The sequence below is a fragment of the Cytobacillus spartinae genome, assembly GCF_042865285.1.
Taxonomy (GTDB): Bacteria; Bacillota; Bacilli; order Bacillales; family Cytobacillaceae; genus Robertmurraya_A; species Robertmurraya_A spartinae.
Window position 1 is genome coordinate 59755 of record NZ_JBIACK010000009.1, and the last position, 18105, is coordinate 77859.

General features: G+C 37.2%; 17 protein-coding genes and 2 riboswitches. All 17 genes read left to right on the plus strand.

Translation table 11 applies throughout. The features are described 5' to 3' along the window. Window positions 1-408: 408 nt before the first annotated feature. The 17 genes from ACFYKX_RS17040 to sufC all read left to right on the plus strand — a co-directional run bounded on the left by ACFYKX_RS17040 (window position 409) and on the right by sufC (window position 18095). Complete coding sequence (locus tag ACFYKX_RS17040) at window positions 409-2811, plus strand: 3-hydroxyacyl-CoA dehydrogenase/enoyl-CoA hydratase family protein (RefSeq protein WP_389362274.1); 2403 nt, start codon at window positions 409-411, stop codon at window positions 2809-2811. A 143-nt stretch (window positions 2812-2954) separates the two neighbouring features. Then, window positions 2955-4130: an acetyl-CoA C-acetyltransferase gene (locus ACFYKX_RS17045; protein ID WP_389362275.1), complete on the plus strand. Its 1176-nt coding sequence runs from the start codon at window positions 2955-2957 to the stop codon at window positions 4128-4130. A gap of 72 nt (window positions 4131-4202) precedes the next feature. Continuing rightward, the gene (locus ACFYKX_RS17050; protein ID WP_389362276.1) at window positions 4203-5987 is read left to right on the plus strand and encodes an acyl-CoA dehydrogenase family protein; all 1785 of its coding nucleotides are present in this window, start codon (window positions 4203-4205) and stop codon (window positions 5985-5987) included. Between the two features lie 241 nt (window positions 5988-6228). After that, window positions 6229-6585, plus strand: coding sequence for an arsenate reductase family protein (locus ACFYKX_RS17055; RefSeq protein ID WP_389362277.1), 357 nt, complete (start codon window positions 6229-6231; stop codon window positions 6583-6585). Window positions 6586-6652: 67 nt separating this feature from the next. After that, window positions 6653-7036, plus strand: coding sequence for a glycine cleavage system protein GcvH (gcvH, locus tag ACFYKX_RS17060; protein WP_389362278.1), 384 nt, complete (start codon window positions 6653-6655; stop codon window positions 7034-7036). 108 nt (window positions 7037-7144) lie between these two features. Then, window positions 7145-7384, plus strand: coding sequence for a YusG family protein (locus ACFYKX_RS17065; protein WP_389362279.1), 240 nt, complete (start codon window positions 7145-7147; stop codon window positions 7382-7384). 172 nt (window positions 7385-7556) lie between these two features. Continuing rightward, window positions 7557-7922: a toprim domain-containing protein gene (locus ACFYKX_RS17070; RefSeq protein ID WP_389362280.1), complete on the plus strand. Its 366-nt coding sequence runs from the start codon at window positions 7557-7559 to the stop codon at window positions 7920-7922. A 4-nt stretch (window positions 7923-7926) separates the two neighbouring features. Next, the gene (locus tag ACFYKX_RS17075; protein ID WP_389362281.1) at window positions 7927-8235 is read left to right on the plus strand and encodes a thioredoxin family protein; all 309 of its coding nucleotides are present in this window, start codon (window positions 7927-7929) and stop codon (window positions 8233-8235) included. Window positions 8236-8380: 145 nt separating this feature from the next. Continuing rightward, window positions 8381-9652, plus strand: a complete 1272-nt coding sequence (locus ACFYKX_RS17080; RefSeq protein WP_389362282.1) for an MFS transporter — start codon at window positions 8381-8383, stop codon at window positions 9650-9652. A gap of 309 nt (window positions 9653-9961) precedes the next feature. Further along, on the plus strand, window positions 9962-10312 hold the full coding sequence (locus ACFYKX_RS17085; protein ID WP_389362283.1) for an SCP2 sterol-binding domain-containing protein: 351 nt from the start codon (window positions 9962-9964) through the stop codon (window positions 10310-10312). Between the two features lie 96 nt (window positions 10313-10408). Further along, window positions 10409-10512, plus strand: a riboswitch (SAM riboswitch). A gap of 100 nt (window positions 10513-10612) precedes the next feature. Beyond that, on the plus strand, window positions 10613-11929 hold the full coding sequence (locus ACFYKX_RS17090) for an O-acetylhomoserine aminocarboxypropyltransferase/cysteine synthase family protein (protein WP_389362284.1): 1317 nt from the start codon (window positions 10613-10615) through the stop codon (window positions 11927-11929). A 126-nt stretch (window positions 11930-12055) separates the two neighbouring features. Continuing rightward, window positions 12056-12167: riboswitch (SAM riboswitch) on the plus strand. Between the two features lie 193 nt (window positions 12168-12360). After that, window positions 12361-13386 (plus strand): methionine ABC transporter ATP-binding protein, encoded by a 1026-nt coding sequence (locus ACFYKX_RS17095; protein ID WP_389362285.1) that lies wholly within the window; start codon window positions 12361-12363, stop codon window positions 13384-13386. After that, the gene (locus tag ACFYKX_RS17100; protein WP_389362286.1) at window positions 13379-14044 is read left to right on the plus strand and encodes a methionine ABC transporter permease; all 666 of its coding nucleotides are present in this window, start codon (window positions 13379-13381) and stop codon (window positions 14042-14044) included. Before ACFYKX_RS17095 ends, ACFYKX_RS17100 begins: the two co-directional genes overlap by 8 nt. An 18-nt stretch (window positions 14045-14062) precedes the next feature. Then, complete coding sequence (locus ACFYKX_RS17105; protein ID WP_389362287.1) at window positions 14063-14896, plus strand: MetQ/NlpA family ABC transporter substrate-binding protein; 834 nt, start codon at window positions 14063-14065, stop codon at window positions 14894-14896. A gap of 203 nt (window positions 14897-15099) precedes the next feature. Then, window positions 15100-15471 carry a carboxymuconolactone decarboxylase family protein gene (locus ACFYKX_RS17110; protein WP_389362288.1) on the plus strand — a complete coding sequence of 124 codons (372 nt, stop codon included), beginning with the start codon at window positions 15100-15102 and terminating at the stop codon, window positions 15469-15471. A gap of 184 nt (window positions 15472-15655) precedes the next feature. Beyond that, a complete protein-coding gene (locus ACFYKX_RS17115; protein WP_389362289.1) occupies window positions 15656-15892 on the plus strand; it encodes a hypothetical protein in 237 nt (78 codons plus the stop codon). Between the two features lie 1417 nt (window positions 15893-17309). Next, window positions 17310-18095 (plus strand): Fe-S cluster assembly ATPase SufC, encoded by a 786-nt coding sequence (sufC, locus tag ACFYKX_RS17120; protein WP_389362290.1) that lies wholly within the window; start codon window positions 17310-17312, stop codon window positions 18093-18095. Window positions 18096-18105: the final 10 nt, after the last annotated feature.

An 18105-nucleotide genomic window follows, 5' to 3' on the forward strand; every position in this document is an offset into this window, starting at 1 on the left:
TTAGGATGCCCAATCTATGTATTATTAGGCTAATTTTAAAGAAAATTGTCCCTAGGAGGTTTGTTCATAAGGTATTAGTATATAAAAATCCAAGAAATCATCTCATCGACAATTTTTTTAGAATAATGAATAGCAACACAGCTATGGACCAACCTATGCCTTATTTTCAATCAAACGTTTGATTAACTAAATTCCGACAATCCTCAACAAAAGACTTTATTATCTTATAAACATTATCTTATTAAGGCTAATACAATTTAAATTAAAGAAAATGTAAATTTCAAAAAATTATTTAAATTTCCGCATCTAATTATTGCGTAAAATATCTAAATATTTTATAGTTATAGTAATAGCTCATTCGTAAGAGCAAAAAATTTTTGTGTGAAAAATGAATGAGTATTCATTCAAATGTTAAAGGGGGAGACCAAGTTGAACCAACAAATTAAAAAAGCAGCTGTCCTTGGATCTGGCGTAATGGGATCTGGAATTGCAGCTCACTTAGCAAACATTGGAATACCTACACTGTTGCTTGATATCGTACCTCGTGAATTAACTGAAGCAGAATCGCAAAAAGGATTAACCCTTGAAGATAAGCAAGTTCGTAATCGTATAAGCGCGACAAACTTACAAAAGCTTTTAAAGCAAAAGCCAGCACCTCTAACATCTAAAAAGAATCTTGCGTTAATCGAAGCAGGAAACTTTGAAGATGATATGGAGCGCTTAAAAGATGTTGACTGGATTATAGAAGTAGTTGTTGAAAACTTAGCTGTTAAGCAACAAGTTTTTGCAAAGGTTGACCAATTCCGTAAACCTGGAAGTATTGTAAGCTCGAACACTTCTGGTATTTCAGTAGAAGCGATGGCAGAAGGAAGATCAGAGGATTTCCAAAAGCATTTCCTTGGAACTCACTTCTTCAACCCACCTCGCTACTTAAAATTATTAGAAGTTATTCCTACAAAACACACTTCTCCTGAAGTATTGGCTTTCATGAAGCAATATGGTGAGGATGTACTTGGTAAAGGTGTAGTAGAAGCAAAAGATACACCAAACTTCATTGCTAATAGAATTGGTACTTATGGTTTACTAGTTACTGTTCGTGAAATGCTTAAAGGTGGATACAGCGTAGGAGAAGTTGATTCTGTTACTGGTCCATTAATCGGTAGACCTAAGAGTGCAACATTCAGAACTCTTGATGTAGTAGGTTTAGATACATTTGCTCACGTGGCAAAAAATGTATATGACCAAGTAGAAGGTGCAGAAAAAGAAGTATTTGAAATTCCATCGGTCCTTCAAGAGATGCTTAACAAAGGCTGGTTAGGAAGCAAGTCAGGTCAAGGTTTCTTCTTAAAACAAGGAAAAGAAATCTTAGAACTTAACCCAACTACTTTAGAATATGAACCACGTAAGAAACTTAAAACAGCTTCTACAGAAATGGCGAAGCAAGAAAAAGGCGCTAATAAAATGAAAGCGCTTGTTTATGCAGATGATCGTGCTGGACAATTATTATGGAACATTACAAGTCCTGCCCTTGCTTACTCTGCTGAACTTCTAGGAACAATCGCAGATGATATCGTTGCAATTGACCGTGCGATGAAATGGGGATTCGGTTGGGAAAGAGGACCATTTGAGTCTTGGGATTCAATTGGAGTAGAAAAATCAGTTGCTAAGATGGAAGCGGATGGCCTAACGGTACCAGCTTGGGTTAAAGAAATGCTAGCAAATGGTCATACATCATTCTATAAAGAAGAAGATGGTGATCAATATTTCTATCATAATGGTGAATATAAATTAATTGAAGAAAATCCAAAAGTGATAAACCTTAAGACACTTAAGAAGAAAAAAGGTGTTATTAAGAAAAATGGTGGTGCAAGCCTAGTTGACCTTGGTGATGGAGTAGCTTTACTAGAATTCCATTCTCAAAGCAATGCAATCGGCTTAGATATCATCCAAATGATTAACTTTGCGATTGATGAAGTAGAGAAGAATTTTAAAGGTCTTGTCATCGGTAACCAAGGTAAAAACTTCTGCGTAGGTGCAAACCTTGGAATGATTTTAATGGAAGCTCAAGATGATAATATTTTTGAACTAGATATGGTAGTGAAACACTTCCATCAAGCAATGATGAAAATCAAGTACAGTTCAAAACCAGTTGTTGCAGCTCCATTCGGTATGACACTTGGTGGAGGAGCAGAGGTATGTTTACCTGCAGCTCACATTCAAGCTTCATCTGAAACATACATGGGCTTAGTAGAAGTTGGTGTAGGTTTAATCCCTGGCGGTGGAGGAAATAAAGAGCTTTACATTAAGCATCTTGAAAACCTTCCGAACGGAGTAGAATTTGACCTACAAAAAGTAGCTAACAAAGTATTTGAATCAATTGCAACGGCAAAGGTATCAACATCAGGAGAAGAAGCTCGTGATAATAACTTCTTAAATAAAGTAGATGGAATTAGTATCAATGGCGATCACCTATTATATGATGCAAAGCAAGCAGTATTAGCTCTTGCTGAAAAAGGTTATACACCTCCAGTTCGTAAAAAAGTACCAGTTGTTGGTGAGCCAGGATATGCGACATTACTATTAGGTGCTCAAGCAATGATGTATTCAGGATATATCTCTGAGCACGATCTAAAGATTGCTAAGAAGCTAGCTTATGTCATCGCTGGTGGAAACGTACCTTATGGAACGGAAGTAGATGAGCAATATCTATTAGACCTAGAAAGAGAAGCATTCCTAAGCTTAGTAGCAGAACCAAAATCACAACAACGTATGCAACATATGCTTGTAAAAGGAAAACCATTACGTAACTAATAGATTTGTAGAATGATAGATAGGTCATAACTTAACCAATTACCTAGCTGAAATAACATAAACGACGAACGGAGAGAAGCCAAGTAAGAATTCTAGCTTGAGCTCCTCCCCTTTTCTAGATATACGGAAAGAGAGGGAATGAGATGAGAGAAGCGGTAATAGTAGCAGGAGCCCGTACCCCTGTTGGTAAATCTAAAAAGGGTACTTTAGCAAACGTAAGACCGGATGATTTAGGGGCACTAGTTGTAAAAGAAACGTTAAAACGTGCTGGAAATTATGAAGGTAATATCGATGATCTAATCATTGGCTGTGCGATGCCTGAAGCTGAGCAAGGGTTAAACATGGCTAGAAATATTGGTGCATTAGCTGGACTTCCAGATACTGTACCAGCAGTAACCATTAACCGCTATTGTTCTTCTGGACTACAAACGATTGCTTATGCAGCGGAAAAGATTATGATTGGTCATGCTGATACCATCATTGCTGGTGGAGCAGAGTCCATGAGTATGGTACCGATGATGGGCCACGTTGTTCGTCCAAACGCGAAGCTTGCTGAAACGGCACCAGAATATTACATGGGAATGGGTCATACAGCAGAAGCGGTTGCTAAGAAATTTGGCATTTCTCGTGAAGATCAAGATGCATTTGCGGTACGCAGTCATCAAAGAGCTGCAAGAGCGATTCAAGAAGGTAAATTCGTTGACGAGATTGTACCTGTTGATGTAAAACTTCGCTCTGTAGGTAAAGATAACAAGTTAGTAGAAAGAGTCATTAAATTTAGTCAAGATGAGGGAGTCCGTGCTGAATCTACGATTGAAACATTAGCGAAATTACGACCTGCTTTCAATATTGCAGGATCAGTAACAGCAGGTAATTCTTCACAAACAAGTGACGGGGCAGCAGCAGTAATGGTTATGGACCGTGAAAAAGCTGATGCTCAAGGACTTAAGCCAATGGCGAAGTTCAGATCATTTGCTGTAGGTGGAGTGCCACCAGAAATTATGGGAATTGGCCCTGTAGTAGCGATTCCTAAAGCTCTTAAACTAGCAGGTTTAGAACTATCTGATATCGGTTTATTTGAATTAAACGAAGCATTTGCTTCTCAATCTATCCAAGTTATTCGTGAACTAGGCTTAGATGAAGAGAAAGTCAATGTGAACGGTGGAGCTATCGCTCTAGGTCATCCACTTGGATGTACAGGTGCTAAGTTAACATTATCTCTTATCCACGAAATGAAGCGTCGTAACCAACAATTCGGTGTAGTAACGATGTGTATCGGTGGCGGCATGGGTGCTGCTGGAGTATTCGAATTACTATAAAATTGACATTAAATTATAAAAAAGTGGGAAGCATTCTAAGCTTCCCTACAAATAGAATGGAGGATTTAAAAGATGGCAAACGAAACGAAGAAATTTATTAAAGGCGGAAGCTTTTTAATTGAAGATATAACTTTTGATCAAATGTTCACTCCAGAGGACTTTTCTGATGAGCATAAAATGATTGCTAAAACAACAGAAGATTTCGTTGAAAACGAAGTTCGTCCACAAATTGAACACTTAGAAAACCATGAGTTCGATCGTACGGTTAAGCTTTTAAAAGAAGCTGGAGAGCTTGGTCTACTAGGTGCTGACGTTCCTGAGGAGTACGAAGGTTTAGGATTAGACAAAATCAGCTCTTCATTAATTACAGAAAAAATGGCTGGTTCAGGTGGTTTCTCACTATCTCATGGTGCACACGTAGGAATTGGATCCCTACCAATCGTTTTATTCGGTAACGAAGAGCAAAAGAAAAAATACTTACCTGCTCTAGCTTCAGGTGAAAAAATCGCTGCTTACGCGTTAACTGAGCCAGGTTCAGGTTCAGATGCACTAGGTGCGAGAACGACTGCAAAATTAAATGCAGAAGGAACTCACTATGTATTAAACGGTGAAAAACAATGGATTACAAACGCTGGTTTTGCTGATGTTTTCGTAGTTTACGCAAAAGTAGATGGCGAGCACTTCACAGCATTCATCGTTGATAGAGACTTAGCAGGAGTTTCTACAGGTGCAGAAGAAAAGAAAATGGGTATTAAGAGCTCATCAACTCGTACATTAATTCTTGAAGATGTTGCGGTTCCAAAGGAAAACTTACTAGGTGAATTTGGTAAAGGTCACGTAATTGCGTTTAACATCCTAAACATTGGGCGTTACAAGCTAGGTATTGGAGCAGTTGGTGGATCTAAAAATGCATTCGAAATGACAGTTAAATATGCAAACGGTCGTCAACAATTCAAGACACCTATTTCTCAATTTAACTTAACAAAAGAAAAGTTCGGAACAATGGCTTCAAAGATCTATGCAGCTGAAACTTCTGTATACCGTACTGTTGGTCTATACGAAGACAATATGGGTCAACTTTCTCTTGAAGAAGCAAAAGACATTAAATTAGTGGCAAATTCAATCGCAGAATATGCAATTGAGTGTTCATTAAATAAATTCTTTGCAAGTGAAGTATTAGACTATGTAACCGACGAAGGTGTTCAAATCCACGGTGGTTACGGCTTCATGCAAGAGTATCCAATCGAAAGAGCATACCGTGATTCTCGTATTAACCGTATCTTCGAAGGTACAAACGAAATCAACCGTCTATTAGTACTTGGAACTTACCTACGTAAAGCATTCAAAGGTGAACTTCCATTATTCCAAAAAGCTCAAGCACTTCAAGAAGAGCTAATGATGCTTATGCCTGAAGAGCCAGGTGATGAGCCGTTAGCACAAGAAAAATACCTAGTTAAAAACGCTAAGAAAATCGGTTTACTTGCAGCTGGTTTAGCAGTTCAAAAATACGGTAAAGCAATTGAAAAAGAGCAAGAGTTATTTGCAAATATCGCTGATATCGTATCAAACGCTTATGCAATGGAATCTGTTGTATTACGTACAGAAAAAGCAATTGCAAAAGACGGTTTAGAGAAGAGCAGTCAAAAGCTTCTTTATACTCAAATCTTCTGTCAAGAAGCGTTCAACGAAATCGAAGCGCATGCTAAAGAAACTTTAGTTGCAGTTGAACAAGGTGACACTTTACGTATGATGATGTCTGCATTACGTAAATTTACTCGTCACACTCCAATCAACGTAATCGCGAAGAAACGTGAAGCTGCTGACAGAATTATCGCAGCAGAAAAATACGTTCTATAATAGTAAAAGTAAATATGCTCCCTTCAATTTATTGAGGGGGGCTTTACTCATTATTAAAAATGAACAACTTTTAAAAGAGGAAATGCGCCAAAAATGTCGAATTAGATAATGAACTATGTTCATTTTGGTAGTAAAAATCATAACTCATGTTATGTTTTTCAAATTTGTTATGTTAATATTCAATTAGGCATTGCAAATATTATGCAAACTTGGATAAGATAACAATTGGGATGGTGGAATAATGGCATTAACGTTTTATTGGTACCCTAAATGTGGTACATGTCGAAAAGCGAAAAAATGGCTTGACGAACATAATGTAGAGTATCAAGAAGTACATATTGTTGAAAATCCTCCTACTCGGAATGAACTTGAGCAACTATATAAAAATAGTGGGTTAGAATTGAAAAAGTTCTTCAATACAAGTGGCCAAAAATACAGAGAACTTGGGTTAAAGGATAAAGTTAGTTCTGCTCCTGAAGATGAATTGCTAAATTTGCTATCTTCTGATGGGATGCTCATTAAACGTCCTATTGCAACAGATGGAGATAAAGTGACAGTTGGTTTCAAAGAAGAAGATTATGCAAACACATGGAAATGAGTTACAAAAAACTGTTAGAGATCAATTAAAAGATCATAGATATTGATGAATTTATGGAGGGATTACGATGAGCACACCAAAAGATTTACGTTATTCTAAAGAACATGAGTGGGTAAAAGTTGAAGGAGAAGCTGTACGTATCGGGATTACTGACTTTGCACAGTCAGAACTAGGAGATATCGTTTTCGTTGAGCTTCCTGAAGTTGGCGATGAGATAACAGCTAACGAGCCATTTGGAAGCGTTGAATCTGTTAAAACAGTCTCTGAGCTTTATGCCCCAGTTAGTGGGAAAGTAGTTGCTATAAATGAAGATTTAAATGATAGCCCTGAATTTGTTAATGAATCTCCATATGAAAAAGCATGGATGATTGTAGTTGAAGTTTCCGATATGACTGAAGTGGAAAACTTAATGACTTCAGAACAATACGAAGAAATGATTAAAGAAGACTAATATTAAAGAACAGCGTCCAATATGGGCGCTTTTTTTCGTTTTTTTGAACATTATTGGGTAAGCTATAAACAGACCTTCTTATTCTGTATATGAAAGGACTGTGCCAACATGAGCTTAAAGCAACAAAAGATAGATGTTACAGATCGAGTAGTGGGTAAATTAAAAAACGGGGAAATTGAATTATTCTTAGAGAATGAGCGAATCGGTAAAATGACCATCCCAACTGGTTGTCAGATAGAGTTGGATCATCATTTTGAAGGGAATCAAGAGAAGATCTACCAGCACGTCACTGCTCCCACAGATCCAGAACCAAGATATACGGATTGTGATGAAGGCGGTTGGTGTTAGTTGACAGCGGTCTTAAAACCGCTGTTTATTTTTTAATCAATAATCCTGAATTTGTGAAATACAAATAGCTTCCTTTAAAACCATTTTATTAACTATATTAAAGGAATTAAACACCACTAAATCGAATATTGAATAAAGTAAGTAAAGACAACTCGTTCATAGGGTGATTAAAATGAATCAATTCAATGAACCAAATGTAGATAAAGTAATTATTGTAGAAGGTAAATCTGATAAAAAGAAAGTAGCTATGATTGTTAAAGAAGATGTTGAGATCATATGTACAAATGGTACGATTAGCATTACTAAATTAGATGAGTTAATCGAAACTTTGTATGGAAAAGAAGTATATATATTAGTGGATGCTGACGATTCAGGTGAAAAATTACGAAAGCAGTTTATCAGGGAGTTTCCAGAAGCAGAACACTTATATATTGATAAAATGTATCGTGAGGTTGCAACGGCCCCAGAGAATCATCTGGCAACAGTACTTTTAAGTGCAAATATCGACGTTTATACCCAGTTTTTAGATCGAGGATGATACCATGCAGGACTGCTCCAAAAAAGATATAGAAGAAATGCTAGGGGAAGAAGGAATAAATGTTTTATATTTATACACTCCCATGTGTGGCACATGTCAAGTAGCGGGGAGAATGTTAACCATTGTACAAGAACTTACTCCACACATGACTTTTAGAAAAATAGATCTAAATTATATTCCAGACTTAGCCGAGAAGTGGTCTGTTGAGAGTGTTCCGTGTCTTCTAATTTTTAGAGGTTCAAATATTGAACAAAAAATCTACGCCTTTCATTCAGTTCCCTACTTATATGAGACTATAAGAAGTATTTCCTAATCAGACCTTTTCAAAAAGGGGTCTGATTTTTTTTGGGAAATTAAAGTTGTCAAAAAATTATATATTTACTTTATTTTAAAATAAGATTATGATTATTTAGGGTGACGAAATATTTGTAAATGCGAAATATTAAGGAGTTTACATAATGGCAATATATAGGGAATGGGCAGCTCAAATTAAAAGTTACAATCGAAATATTATGCTATCCATGTACGCAACAGTCCTTGCTCAAATAGGCTTAGGGATTTTTATGGTTATTTACAATTTTTATATACGCGAATTAGGGTACTCGGAGCAGGTTAATGGACAAATTATATCCATGACGGCACTAGCAACGGCTATCATCCTTATACCTGCTGGTTTACTAAGTGACAGAATTGGTAGAAAAAACGCCATGCTATTTGGTGGTCTAGTCGCAGGCTTTATTTTACTCTTTAGAAGTGTGGTCGAGGTTCAAGGGTTATTAGTTACATTTGCTTTTGCTACTGGACTTGCAACCGCCTTTTTACAAGTTTCTAAGATTCCATGGTTAGCTGAAAATTCAAAGCCCGAGCAAAGGGTACATTTGTTTAGTATTCATTTTGCCATTATGACTGGCGCTAATGTAATCGGTAGCCTTAGTGGTGGCTTCATGACTGACTTTTTCTCCATCTTTTTTTCAGAACTAGTAAGTATTCGACTTACTTTAATGATTGGTAGTATTATTTTTCTAGCAGGAATATTTCCTATACTTCGTTTTGATGAAAAGAAAGCAATAAAGAAAAGTGAAAAGGCTCTTAAAGTGCCTTTTAGAACTAAAGTTAACACCCATCGTGATAGTTTAAAAATAATCGCTTTTTTTGCTATTGCACAGTTAATTATTGGCTTTGGTGCGGGGTTGGTTATCCCTTACCTAAACTTGTACTTTGCAGATCGATTTGCTGCTTCTAATTCTTTGATTGGATTCATTATTTCTCTTGGTCAGGCAGCAACAGCATTTGCCATGATTATTGGACCTATGATGGTGCGCCGATTTGGAGAGGTAAAAGCTGTTGTAATCCTTCAACTTCTTTCTTTGCCGTTCTTGTTATTAACAGCCTATACCGAAAGCATATGGTTGGCAGCAATCGGCTTCTTATTCCGACAAGCACTAATGAATGCGGGAAATCCGATTCAGATGTCGCTCATGATGTCTAAAGTTGGTGATTCTATGAAAGGTTTAGCCAATTCGGTAAACCAAATGGTATTCAATTTAGGGTGGGCTCTGATGGGGCCAGTTTCGACAGGAATTGTACTCATGTACGGTTCATATTGGGGGTATGCGTATGTCTTTACGATAACGGCCACTCTATATTTGGTGGGTTCTATCTACTTCTTTATCGTATTTAAAAGTATCAACCGACCTAAACCGACAACTTCAACTGTACAAGCGAGTTAACATCCAAATAAATGACATATTTCTCGGGAAATGAAAGACAATGCCAAGCATTGTCTTTTTTTCTGACTGTTCCTATGATTTTGTCGAACAAAAGATAGAGGATTGAGTAAGGAAAAAGGGAATATATTATATAGCTACTTACTTGACATCATAACCGTTTCATATAGGCACATAGAGATATTTGCACGTTTTTTTATTTTTTTGCAGATATAAAGGATATTTTTGTAGGAATCAAGTAGATATTTGCAAACTGAAGCGATAAACGTTTAGTTGTCACACCAATGTCACAATTGAGCAGGGGGGACGTCTGTGAAGGATCACTTCTTAGCATTTGTACAAGAAGCAAATAATAGGGGACATTTAGCTAGATTTTTTGAAGGGGTATCAATTCAATTGGCAATAAACACCGATAAGGAAGTTTTTTATTTAAGTATTCAGGACGGAGTAATTGAATGTAGAGACCATATCGACCATGAATCTGCTGTCTCTATAACTGGAGAAGACAAGCATATAAGTGCTTTGCTAATGGGGGAAATTCGTCTTCGTGAGGCCATTGATCTAGGTAACCTACATGTAAATACTAACTTCAGAACAACGCTTTATTTAGAAACTCTCTTTTTATTATCAAAACCGTATGAAAAGATTTCCTATGCTAATTAATGTATCAGAAATTTCAAAAAATATATTGACTATTTTAAAAAGCCCATGATATTATCAATACAAGATTTAGGCTCATGGTAAACATCAACTTAATAGTTCTTATCAAGAGAGGCGGAGGGACTGGCCCTACGAAGCCCGGCAACCGGTTAAGATACACGGTGCTAATTCCAGCGGAGCAACTTTGCTCTGGAAGATAAGAAGAGATGAGTATACACCCCTCTTCTTATGAAGAGGGGTTTTTTCAACTCTTCTTTTTAGAATAGTAAAACCATTTATAAATTGAAAAGGAGAGACGAGAAAATGAGTGAACAAAAGAAAAGTTATCGTTTAGAAACATTAGGTGTGCATGGTGGACTAAGTCCTGACCCTACAACAGGTGCGAGAGCAGTCCCAATCTATCAAAATAATGCCTATCAATTTCAAAGTACCGAACATGCTGCGAACCTTTTTGGACTAAAAGAACCTGGTTACATATACACTCGAATTCATAATCCTACAGTAACTGTATTTGAAGAAAGGGTTGCCCTTCTAGAAGGTGGGGTTGGTGCACTTGCAGTATCAAGTGGAATGGCTGCTATCACACTGGCTATTTTAAACATAGCAGAGGCAGGTGATGAGATTGTTACAGCATCTAATCTATATGGAGGTACCTATAACCTTTTCGCAATCACCCTTCCAAAGTACGGAATTAAGGTTAAATTTGTCGATTCAACCGACCCGGAAAACTTTAAGGAAGCAATCACGGAAAAAACAAAAGCAGTTTTTGCTGAGACGATTGGAAACCCTAGTTTACGTGTACTAGATATAGAAAAAGTAGCAGAAATAGCGCACGAGGCAGGAGTGCCTCTGATTATTGACAATACATTTGCAACACCTTATCTTTGTCGACCAATTGAGCACGGGGCAGATATTGTCATCCATTCAGCTACAAAATGGTTGCTAGGAAATGGTACGACACTTGGTGGGGTGATTGTAGACGGTGGGAAATTCGATTGGAATTCACCTAAATTCCCTGGCTTTACTACGCCAGATCCAAGTTATAACAATTTAGTATATAGTGAAGCCCTTGGGCCTGTTGCATACATCATTAAAGCGCGAGTTCAGTTATTGAGAGACCTAGGTCCTTCCTTAAGTCCACAAAATGCGTTCCAATTTACATTGGGGCTAGAGACATTGCATGTAAGAATGAAAGAACATATAGCGAATACTAAAAAAGTTATCGAATATTTAGAAGGACATCCTGCTGTGAACTGGATTTTATACCCTGGACATGAAAAACACCCAGACAAAGAGCTTGCGGAAAAATATTTCCCTAAGGGTGCAGGAGCTGTTGTTGTATTTGGGATTGCAGGTGGAAGAGAAGCAGGGGCAGCTTTAATTAACAACTTAAAGCTATGGGCTCATGTTGCAAATGTCGGGGATGCAAAAAGTTTAATCATCCATCCGGCAAGTACAACTCATCAGCAATTAGACAGTGAGGGTCTAAAGAAGGCTGGAGTGCCTGAAGACTTAATTCGTCTATCCGTCGGTATTGAAAACGTAGAAGATTTAATTGAAGATCTTGAGCAAGCCATTGAGGCCGCTACCGGTTCTGTGTCATTAACCACAAACGTTTAACCAGTTTTTTCTATTTAAATTTTTCTAATAATTATCGTTGACACCCTATTTTATCCGTGATACGATAGCACTCGTGAATAAAACTACTTATTCAATTAACCTATTAACTTAATAAAGACTTTTTTGCTCTTATCAAGAGAGGTGGAGGGAAGTGCCCTATGAAGCCCGGCAACCGTCAATCATACGTTGATTGAAATGGTGCCAATTCACACAAAGCATATGCTTTGGCAGATGAGAGAAAGGACGATAAATATTGTGCCTTTCTGCTTATTTGCAGAAAGGCTTTTATTATTTTTACAAACACCCAAATGGTTACTCTTAGTATAAAAAAAGGGAATAACATGCCTAAGGGAGTTAAAGCTAATAAATAAGTCTTGTTTATATATCTGAGTAGTTTTATCCGAAAAATCGGGTAAAAGGGGTGACAATAGATGATTTCAATTAAAGATGTTAAGAAGATTTATCCTTCCAAAAAGGGGAAAGTAACTGCTGTTGATGAAGTGAATTTAGAAATAACCGAAGGAGAGATCTTCGGAGTAATTGGCTATAGTGGAGCTGGTAAAAGTACACTAATTAGAATGTTGAACGGACTAGAAATTCCTACTGAAGGTTCAGTAACAGTTGCCAATCGGATGGTTTCTAAAATTAGAGGCAGTGAACTAAGAAAAGCTAGACAAGAAATTAGCATGATTTTTCAGCACTTTAATTTACTTTGGTCTAGAACCGTTAGAGAAAATATCGCCTTCCCATTGGAGATTGCTGGGGTTAATAAAACTCAAAGATTAAAAAGAGTCGATGAGCTTATTAAACTCGTAGGACTAGAGGGACGTGAGGATGCCTATCCATCCCAATTAAGTGGTGGTCAAAAGCAAAGGGTAGGGATTGCAAGAGCGATTGCCAATAACCCAAAGGTGTTACTTTGTGATGAAGCAACCTCAGCATTAGATCCACAGACTACTGACTCTATATTGGAGTTACTTGTTGATATTAACAAACAATTAGGATTAACGATTGTCCTTATCACACATGAAATGCATGTCATCAGAAAAATTTGTCACAGAGTAGCCGTAATGGAAAATGCAAGGATTGTTGAATTAGGGCCTGTCCTAGAAGTATTTAAGAACCCTCAGCAAGAAATAACAAAACGCTTTGTACAGCAAGTAACAGAGCCAGAAGAAACGAAAGAAACAGTGGGGCATCTATTAGAACAATATCCGCATGGTAAGGTCGTACAACTTGGGTTTGTAGGAGAAGCAGCAGAACAGCCTCTCATTACTAACTTAATACGTCATTACGATGTGACGGTTAATATCTTGCAAGGGAAAATATCTCAAACGCAAGATGGGTCATATGGAACTTTATTTATTCACTTAGACGGAGAAGAGAGCGAAGTTTCAAAAGCAATTGATTTTATCCATTCCCAGCAAGTTGGAGTGGAGGTGATGACAAATGGTTGATTTCATGGAAAGAATTAAATGGGAAAAATTAATCGTAGCTACACAAGAAACCATTTATATGACATCAATTTCTGTAATTGCCACCTTTATTTTAGGCTTACTGCTAGGATTATTACTCTTTCTAACTGATAAAGGTAACATTTGGGAAAACAAACCGATTAACATCGTCATCGCAGCGATTGTGAATATATTTAGGTCAATTCCATTCATCATTTTAATTGTTTTACTAATTCCTTTTACAAAGTATCTAGTAGGATCGATGCTTGGAGCAAATGCTGCATTACCTGCTTTAATTATCGGAGCAGCTCCATTTTACGCTCGTATGGTTGAAATTGCTTTAAGAGAGATTGATAAAGGTGTCATTGAAGCTTCTCAATCTATGGGCGCAAAGCACAGTCAAATTATTTTTAAAGTTTTAATTCCTGAGTCATTGCCTGCGTTAATATCAGGAATTACCGTTACCGCTATTTCACTGGTTAGTTTTACCGCGATGGCTGGAGTAATTGGTGCAGGGGGATTAGGTCACTTTGCTTACCTTGAGGGCTTCCAACGCAATAATTCATTCGTAACTTTAGTTGCAACAGTATCCATTTTAATCTTAGTTTTTATCATCCAACTTGTTGGAGATTATTTTACAAAAAAAACAGACAAACGATAACAGGAGGAATTTTCACAAATGAAAAAGAAGCTAACAGTATTTATAATTGCACTACTTACATTGGTACTATCTGCTTGTGGCGGTGCTGCTAACGATGATTCAGCAAACGGTGAAGAAGGAAATGTCAAACTAGTTGTAGGCGCATCTGCTGTCCCGCATGCTGAAGTTCTTGAAGAAGCAGCAACATTGCTTAAAGATAAAGGGATTGATTTAGAGGTAGAAGTATTTACAGATTATGTTTTACCAAATATCGCTTTAAGAGATAAAGAAATTGATGCAAACTACTTCCAAACTCCTGGCTACCTTGCTCTACAAATGGAGGAGAATAAAGATTTTGATTTTGTAAGTGTAGGTGAAATTCACCAAGAGCCAATTGGTATCTACTCTAAAGATTTTGACAGTCTTGCTGATCTTCCAGATGGTGCAAAAATTATCATGAGTGATTCTTTTAGTGACCACGGTCGTATTTTACCTATCTTCGAAAAAGCAGGTGTGATTAAGCTTAAAGAAGGCGTTGGTGCTAATGCAAGAGTTGAGGATATTGTTGAAAATCCTAAGAACTTAGATTTCTCAACTCTAATTGAGGCAAGATTATTAGCATCTTCTTTTGAAAGTGGCGAAGGCGATGCTGTAGCGATCAACACGAACTATGCTTTAGAGGGTGGAATTAATATTAAGGAAGATGGAATTGCTTTTGAAGGCAATGATGTTGTTCCAGCTAACCTAATCGTTGTTCGCAGTGAAGACGAAAATCGTGAAGAGATTAAAACTCTAGTTGAGGTTTTAAAATCTGAAGAAATTCAAAACTTCATCCAAGAAAAATACCAAGGTGCAGTTCTTTCTGTACAGTAATAAATGTGTAGGGCGCTGATATTCAGCGCCCTTTTTCATGTTTTTGATGAGAATAGTTTTTTCTATAAATTAACATACTAACGTTGATACTTCACCCAATATGGTGATTTTGAAACCCTATAGATTACCAATGAGCTGTTATACATATATGAGTAATTTCTTAGGGGAAAGTAAATACATTACTTAGACTGGAGATGATCACTATGGAACATCAATTTGAACCAAGGAATTCAACAGAAGAGGCACTTCATGAATATAAAGCAGGATTAGGGACGTTTACACAAAGAATGCCTGAAATTGCTCGCCATTATAATGCTTTTACAGAGGCATGCTTTAAGGAAGGCTCTCTATCCCAAAAAGAAAAACACCTGATTGCCTTAGGTATTAGCATTTTTGCTCAAGATGAGTACTGTATTATTTATCATGTAAAAGGATGCCTAGACCAAGGTGCATCTGAAGAAGAAATTCTCGAGGCTGTAGGTGTTACCGCAGCATTTGGTGGAGGAGCTGCTATGAGCCAGGCAGTTACGTTGGTCCAAGAAGCCGTTCAAGATCTTAATCAACTTAAGCAATAAAGATAAATTTTTTTATGGTTTTTTGTCACGAAAAAAGAGTACTTCCTACGTATTAAGAGCAAATTGGCTGAATAGTAAGAAAAAAAGACTTGAACTTACCGTACGGCGCTTCACTCAAGTAAATAGTCTATTCCTCTCCTTTTTCGACTTTGAGCACTTTTTTTGTAGATGTTAACATAGGGATGTGTTAAAAAAAGTCGCTAAAAGCGATTATAACCGAAAGGAAGGATTCGTTATCAGTCAATTGCAACTGAATTATACGAGTGAAATGGAAAAAGCAATGCACAGTGCTCATGGGGTTGGTTATGCCTTGTATAGTCTTAAACATGAGGTAAGAATGAAAATTGAAGAAAAACGCCAAAGAAACTATATAAAAAGTCAACGAATGATTGCAGATCTTGATCGAAGAGTTCATTCATAATAGCAAAAGTAGAACCGGTGTCAGATGGCACTGGTTTCTTTTATGTATAGAGTGTTCTTTTGAAGGAGGACTGGCCTCTGACAGGAAAATAAAATTAAGGCTTCTGGAGTCAGAAGAAGACCTGACTTCTGACAGGAGAGTAGAAATCCAGGCATCTAGAGTCAGAAGATGGTGTGACTTCTGACAGGGGAGTAGAAATCTAGGCATCTATAGTCAGAAGAAGGTGTGACTTCTGACAGGAGAGTAGAAATCCAGGCAACTAGAGTCAGAAGATGGTGTGATTTCTGACAGGAGAGAAGAAATCCAGGCAACTAGAGTCAGGAGATGGTATGACTTCTGACAGGAGAGTGAAAATCCAGGTCTCTATAGTCAGAAGATGGTATGCCTTCTGACAGGAGAGTGAAAATCCAGGTATCTAGAGTCAGAAGATGGTGTGACTTCTGACAGGAGAGTAAAGATCCAGGCATCTAGATTCAGAAGATGGTGTGACTTCTGACAGGAGAGAAGAAATCCAGGTCTCTAGAGTCAGAAGATGCTCTAACTTCTGACAGGAAGTAAAGGTCCAGAGCTTCCATAGTCAGAAGATGCTCTAACTTCTGACAGGAAGTAAAAATCCAGGGCTTCCATTGTCAGAAGTTGCTCTAACTTCTGACAGGATAGTATAAAATCCAGGCCCCTATAGTCAGAAGAATGCCTGACTTCTGACAGGATTGTAAATATACATTCATCCATAGTCAGAAGTTGGTATGACTTCCGAAGAGAAATAGAAATGACACGCTTCTATAGTCTGGGTGCCAACTACTAACAAACCCAACTTGATATCCTAAGTTACCGTATTTCTTAAAGTTAGAATTCACAAAAAAGGTTCTTACTATCATCGCATTTTTTTGCAAGTGTGAGTTAGAACACTCCTCAAGGGCAAGATTCAATTTAAAATATTGAATGGTGGTAATATGAGTACTAAGCATGCACCTTGCACTTTTCTTTGTCTAGTTCCAGCGACTAGCCCCTCAAGGTCAAATAACCTTTTACAAAAAAAGTCAAAAAGCGGACTTTTCCCGCCGAAGAACATTTGCTTGTCAAGGCTGGGCGAGTCGCTTGCACTTTTCTTCAAACAATGGGAAAATGGTATGGTCATTCTCAATTACATATGAATACATATAAAGAAAAATGAAGGAAAAAATATATAGGACATGTTTTAGCCACTTTAAACCATTTTTGCTCAATGAATTCAAAATACTTAGAATTCATGCGGTTTCATTAGAGTAATTAAAAATACATAAAGATAGGTTATCACTGTATAAGAGTTGCTATCATTTTTCATTTGTTATAAGATTGTAATGAGAATAAAGTGAGAATTGTTTTTGGCTATTTGCCAACAAGATACAAACTTTCTTTTAATTATGGAGGTATAATTATGGCAGGATCTACATTATCAATTAAAGATCTTCATGTAAAAATTGAAGATAAAGAAATATTAAAAGGTGTTAACCTTGAGATTAAAGGTGGAGAAATCCACGCAATCATGGGACCTAATGGTACCGGTAAATCAACCTTATCTTCAGCTATTATGGGTCACCCTAAATACGAAGTGACAAGCGGAAGCGTCTATTTAGACGGTGAAGATGTACTTGAGATGGAAGTAGATGAGCGTGCTCGTGCTGGTCTATTCTTAGCTATGCAGTACCCAAGTGAAATTAGTGGGGTTACAAACGCAGACTTCTTACGTTCAGCTATTAACAGCCGTTTAGAAGAAGGAAATGAAATTTCATTAATGAAATTTATCCGTAAAATGGATGAAAAAATGGACTTCTTAGAAATGGATCAAGATATGGCACAACGCTATTTAAATGAAGGTTTCTCTGGTGGAGAGAAAAAACGTAACGAAATCCTTCAGTTAATGATGATTGAGCCGAAAATTGCTATTCTGGATGAAATCGACTCTGGACTTGATATTGATGCGTTAAAAGTAGTTTCTAAAGGAATCAACGAAATGCGTGGAGAAGACTTTGGATGCTTAATTATCACTCACTATCAACGTCTTTTAAACTACATTACTCCTGACCATGTTCACGTTATGATGCAAGGCCGCATTGTAAAATCAGGTGGACCAGAGCTTGCACAAAGATTAGAAGCAGAAGGCTACGATTGGATCAAGAAAGAACTAGGTATTGAAGACGAAACAGTTGGCCAAGAAGCGTAAGCGTTAGGAG

Bases quoted from the DNA above. Each gene is read 5' to 3' on its own strand.
- ACFYKX_RS17040 (WP_389362274.1), top strand. From the start codon at position 409: ATGTTAAAGGGGGAGACCAAGTTGAACCAACAAATTAAAAAAGCAGCT.
- ACFYKX_RS17045 (WP_389362275.1), top strand. From the start codon at position 2,955: ATGAGAGAAGCGGTAATAGTAGCAGGAGCCCGTACCCCTGTTGGTAAA.
- ACFYKX_RS17050 (WP_389362276.1), top strand. From the start codon at position 4,203: ATGGCAAACGAAACGAAGAAATTTATTAAAGGCGGAAGCTTTTTAATT.
- ACFYKX_RS17055 (WP_389362277.1), top strand. From the start codon at position 6,229: ATGGCATTAACGTTTTATTGGTACCCTAAATGTGGTACATGTCGAAAA.
- gcvH (WP_389362278.1), top strand. From the start codon at position 6,653: ATGAGCACACCAAAAGATTTACGTTATTCTAAAGAACATGAGTGGGTA.
- ACFYKX_RS17065 (WP_389362279.1), top strand. From the start codon at position 7,145: ATGAGCTTAAAGCAACAAAAGATAGATGTTACAGATCGAGTAGTGGGT.
- ACFYKX_RS17070 (WP_389362280.1), top strand. From the start codon at position 7,557: ATGAATCAATTCAATGAACCAAATGTAGATAAAGTAATTATTGTAGAA.
- ACFYKX_RS17075 (WP_389362281.1), top strand. From the start codon at position 7,927: ATGCAGGACTGCTCCAAAAAAGATATAGAAGAAATGCTAGGGGAAGAA.
- ACFYKX_RS17080 (WP_389362282.1), top strand. From the start codon at position 8,381: ATGGCAATATATAGGGAATGGGCAGCTCAAATTAAAAGTTACAATCGA.
- ACFYKX_RS17090 (WP_389362284.1), top strand. From the start codon at position 10,613: ATGAGTGAACAAAAGAAAAGTTATCGTTTAGAAACATTAGGTGTGCAT.
- ACFYKX_RS17095 (WP_389362285.1), top strand. From the start codon at position 12,361: ATGATTTCAATTAAAGATGTTAAGAAGATTTATCCTTCCAAAAAGGGG.
- ACFYKX_RS17100 (WP_389362286.1), top strand. From the start codon at position 13,379: ATGGTTGATTTCATGGAAAGAATTAAATGGGAAAAATTAATCGTAGCT.
- ACFYKX_RS17105 (WP_389362287.1), top strand. From the start codon at position 14,063: ATGAAAAAGAAGCTAACAGTATTTATAATTGCACTACTTACATTGGTA.
- ACFYKX_RS17110 (WP_389362288.1), top strand. From the start codon at position 15,100: ATGGAACATCAATTTGAACCAAGGAATTCAACAGAAGAGGCACTTCAT.
- sufC (WP_389362290.1), top strand. From the start codon at position 17,310: ATGGCAGGATCTACATTATCAATTAAAGATCTTCATGTAAAAATTGAA.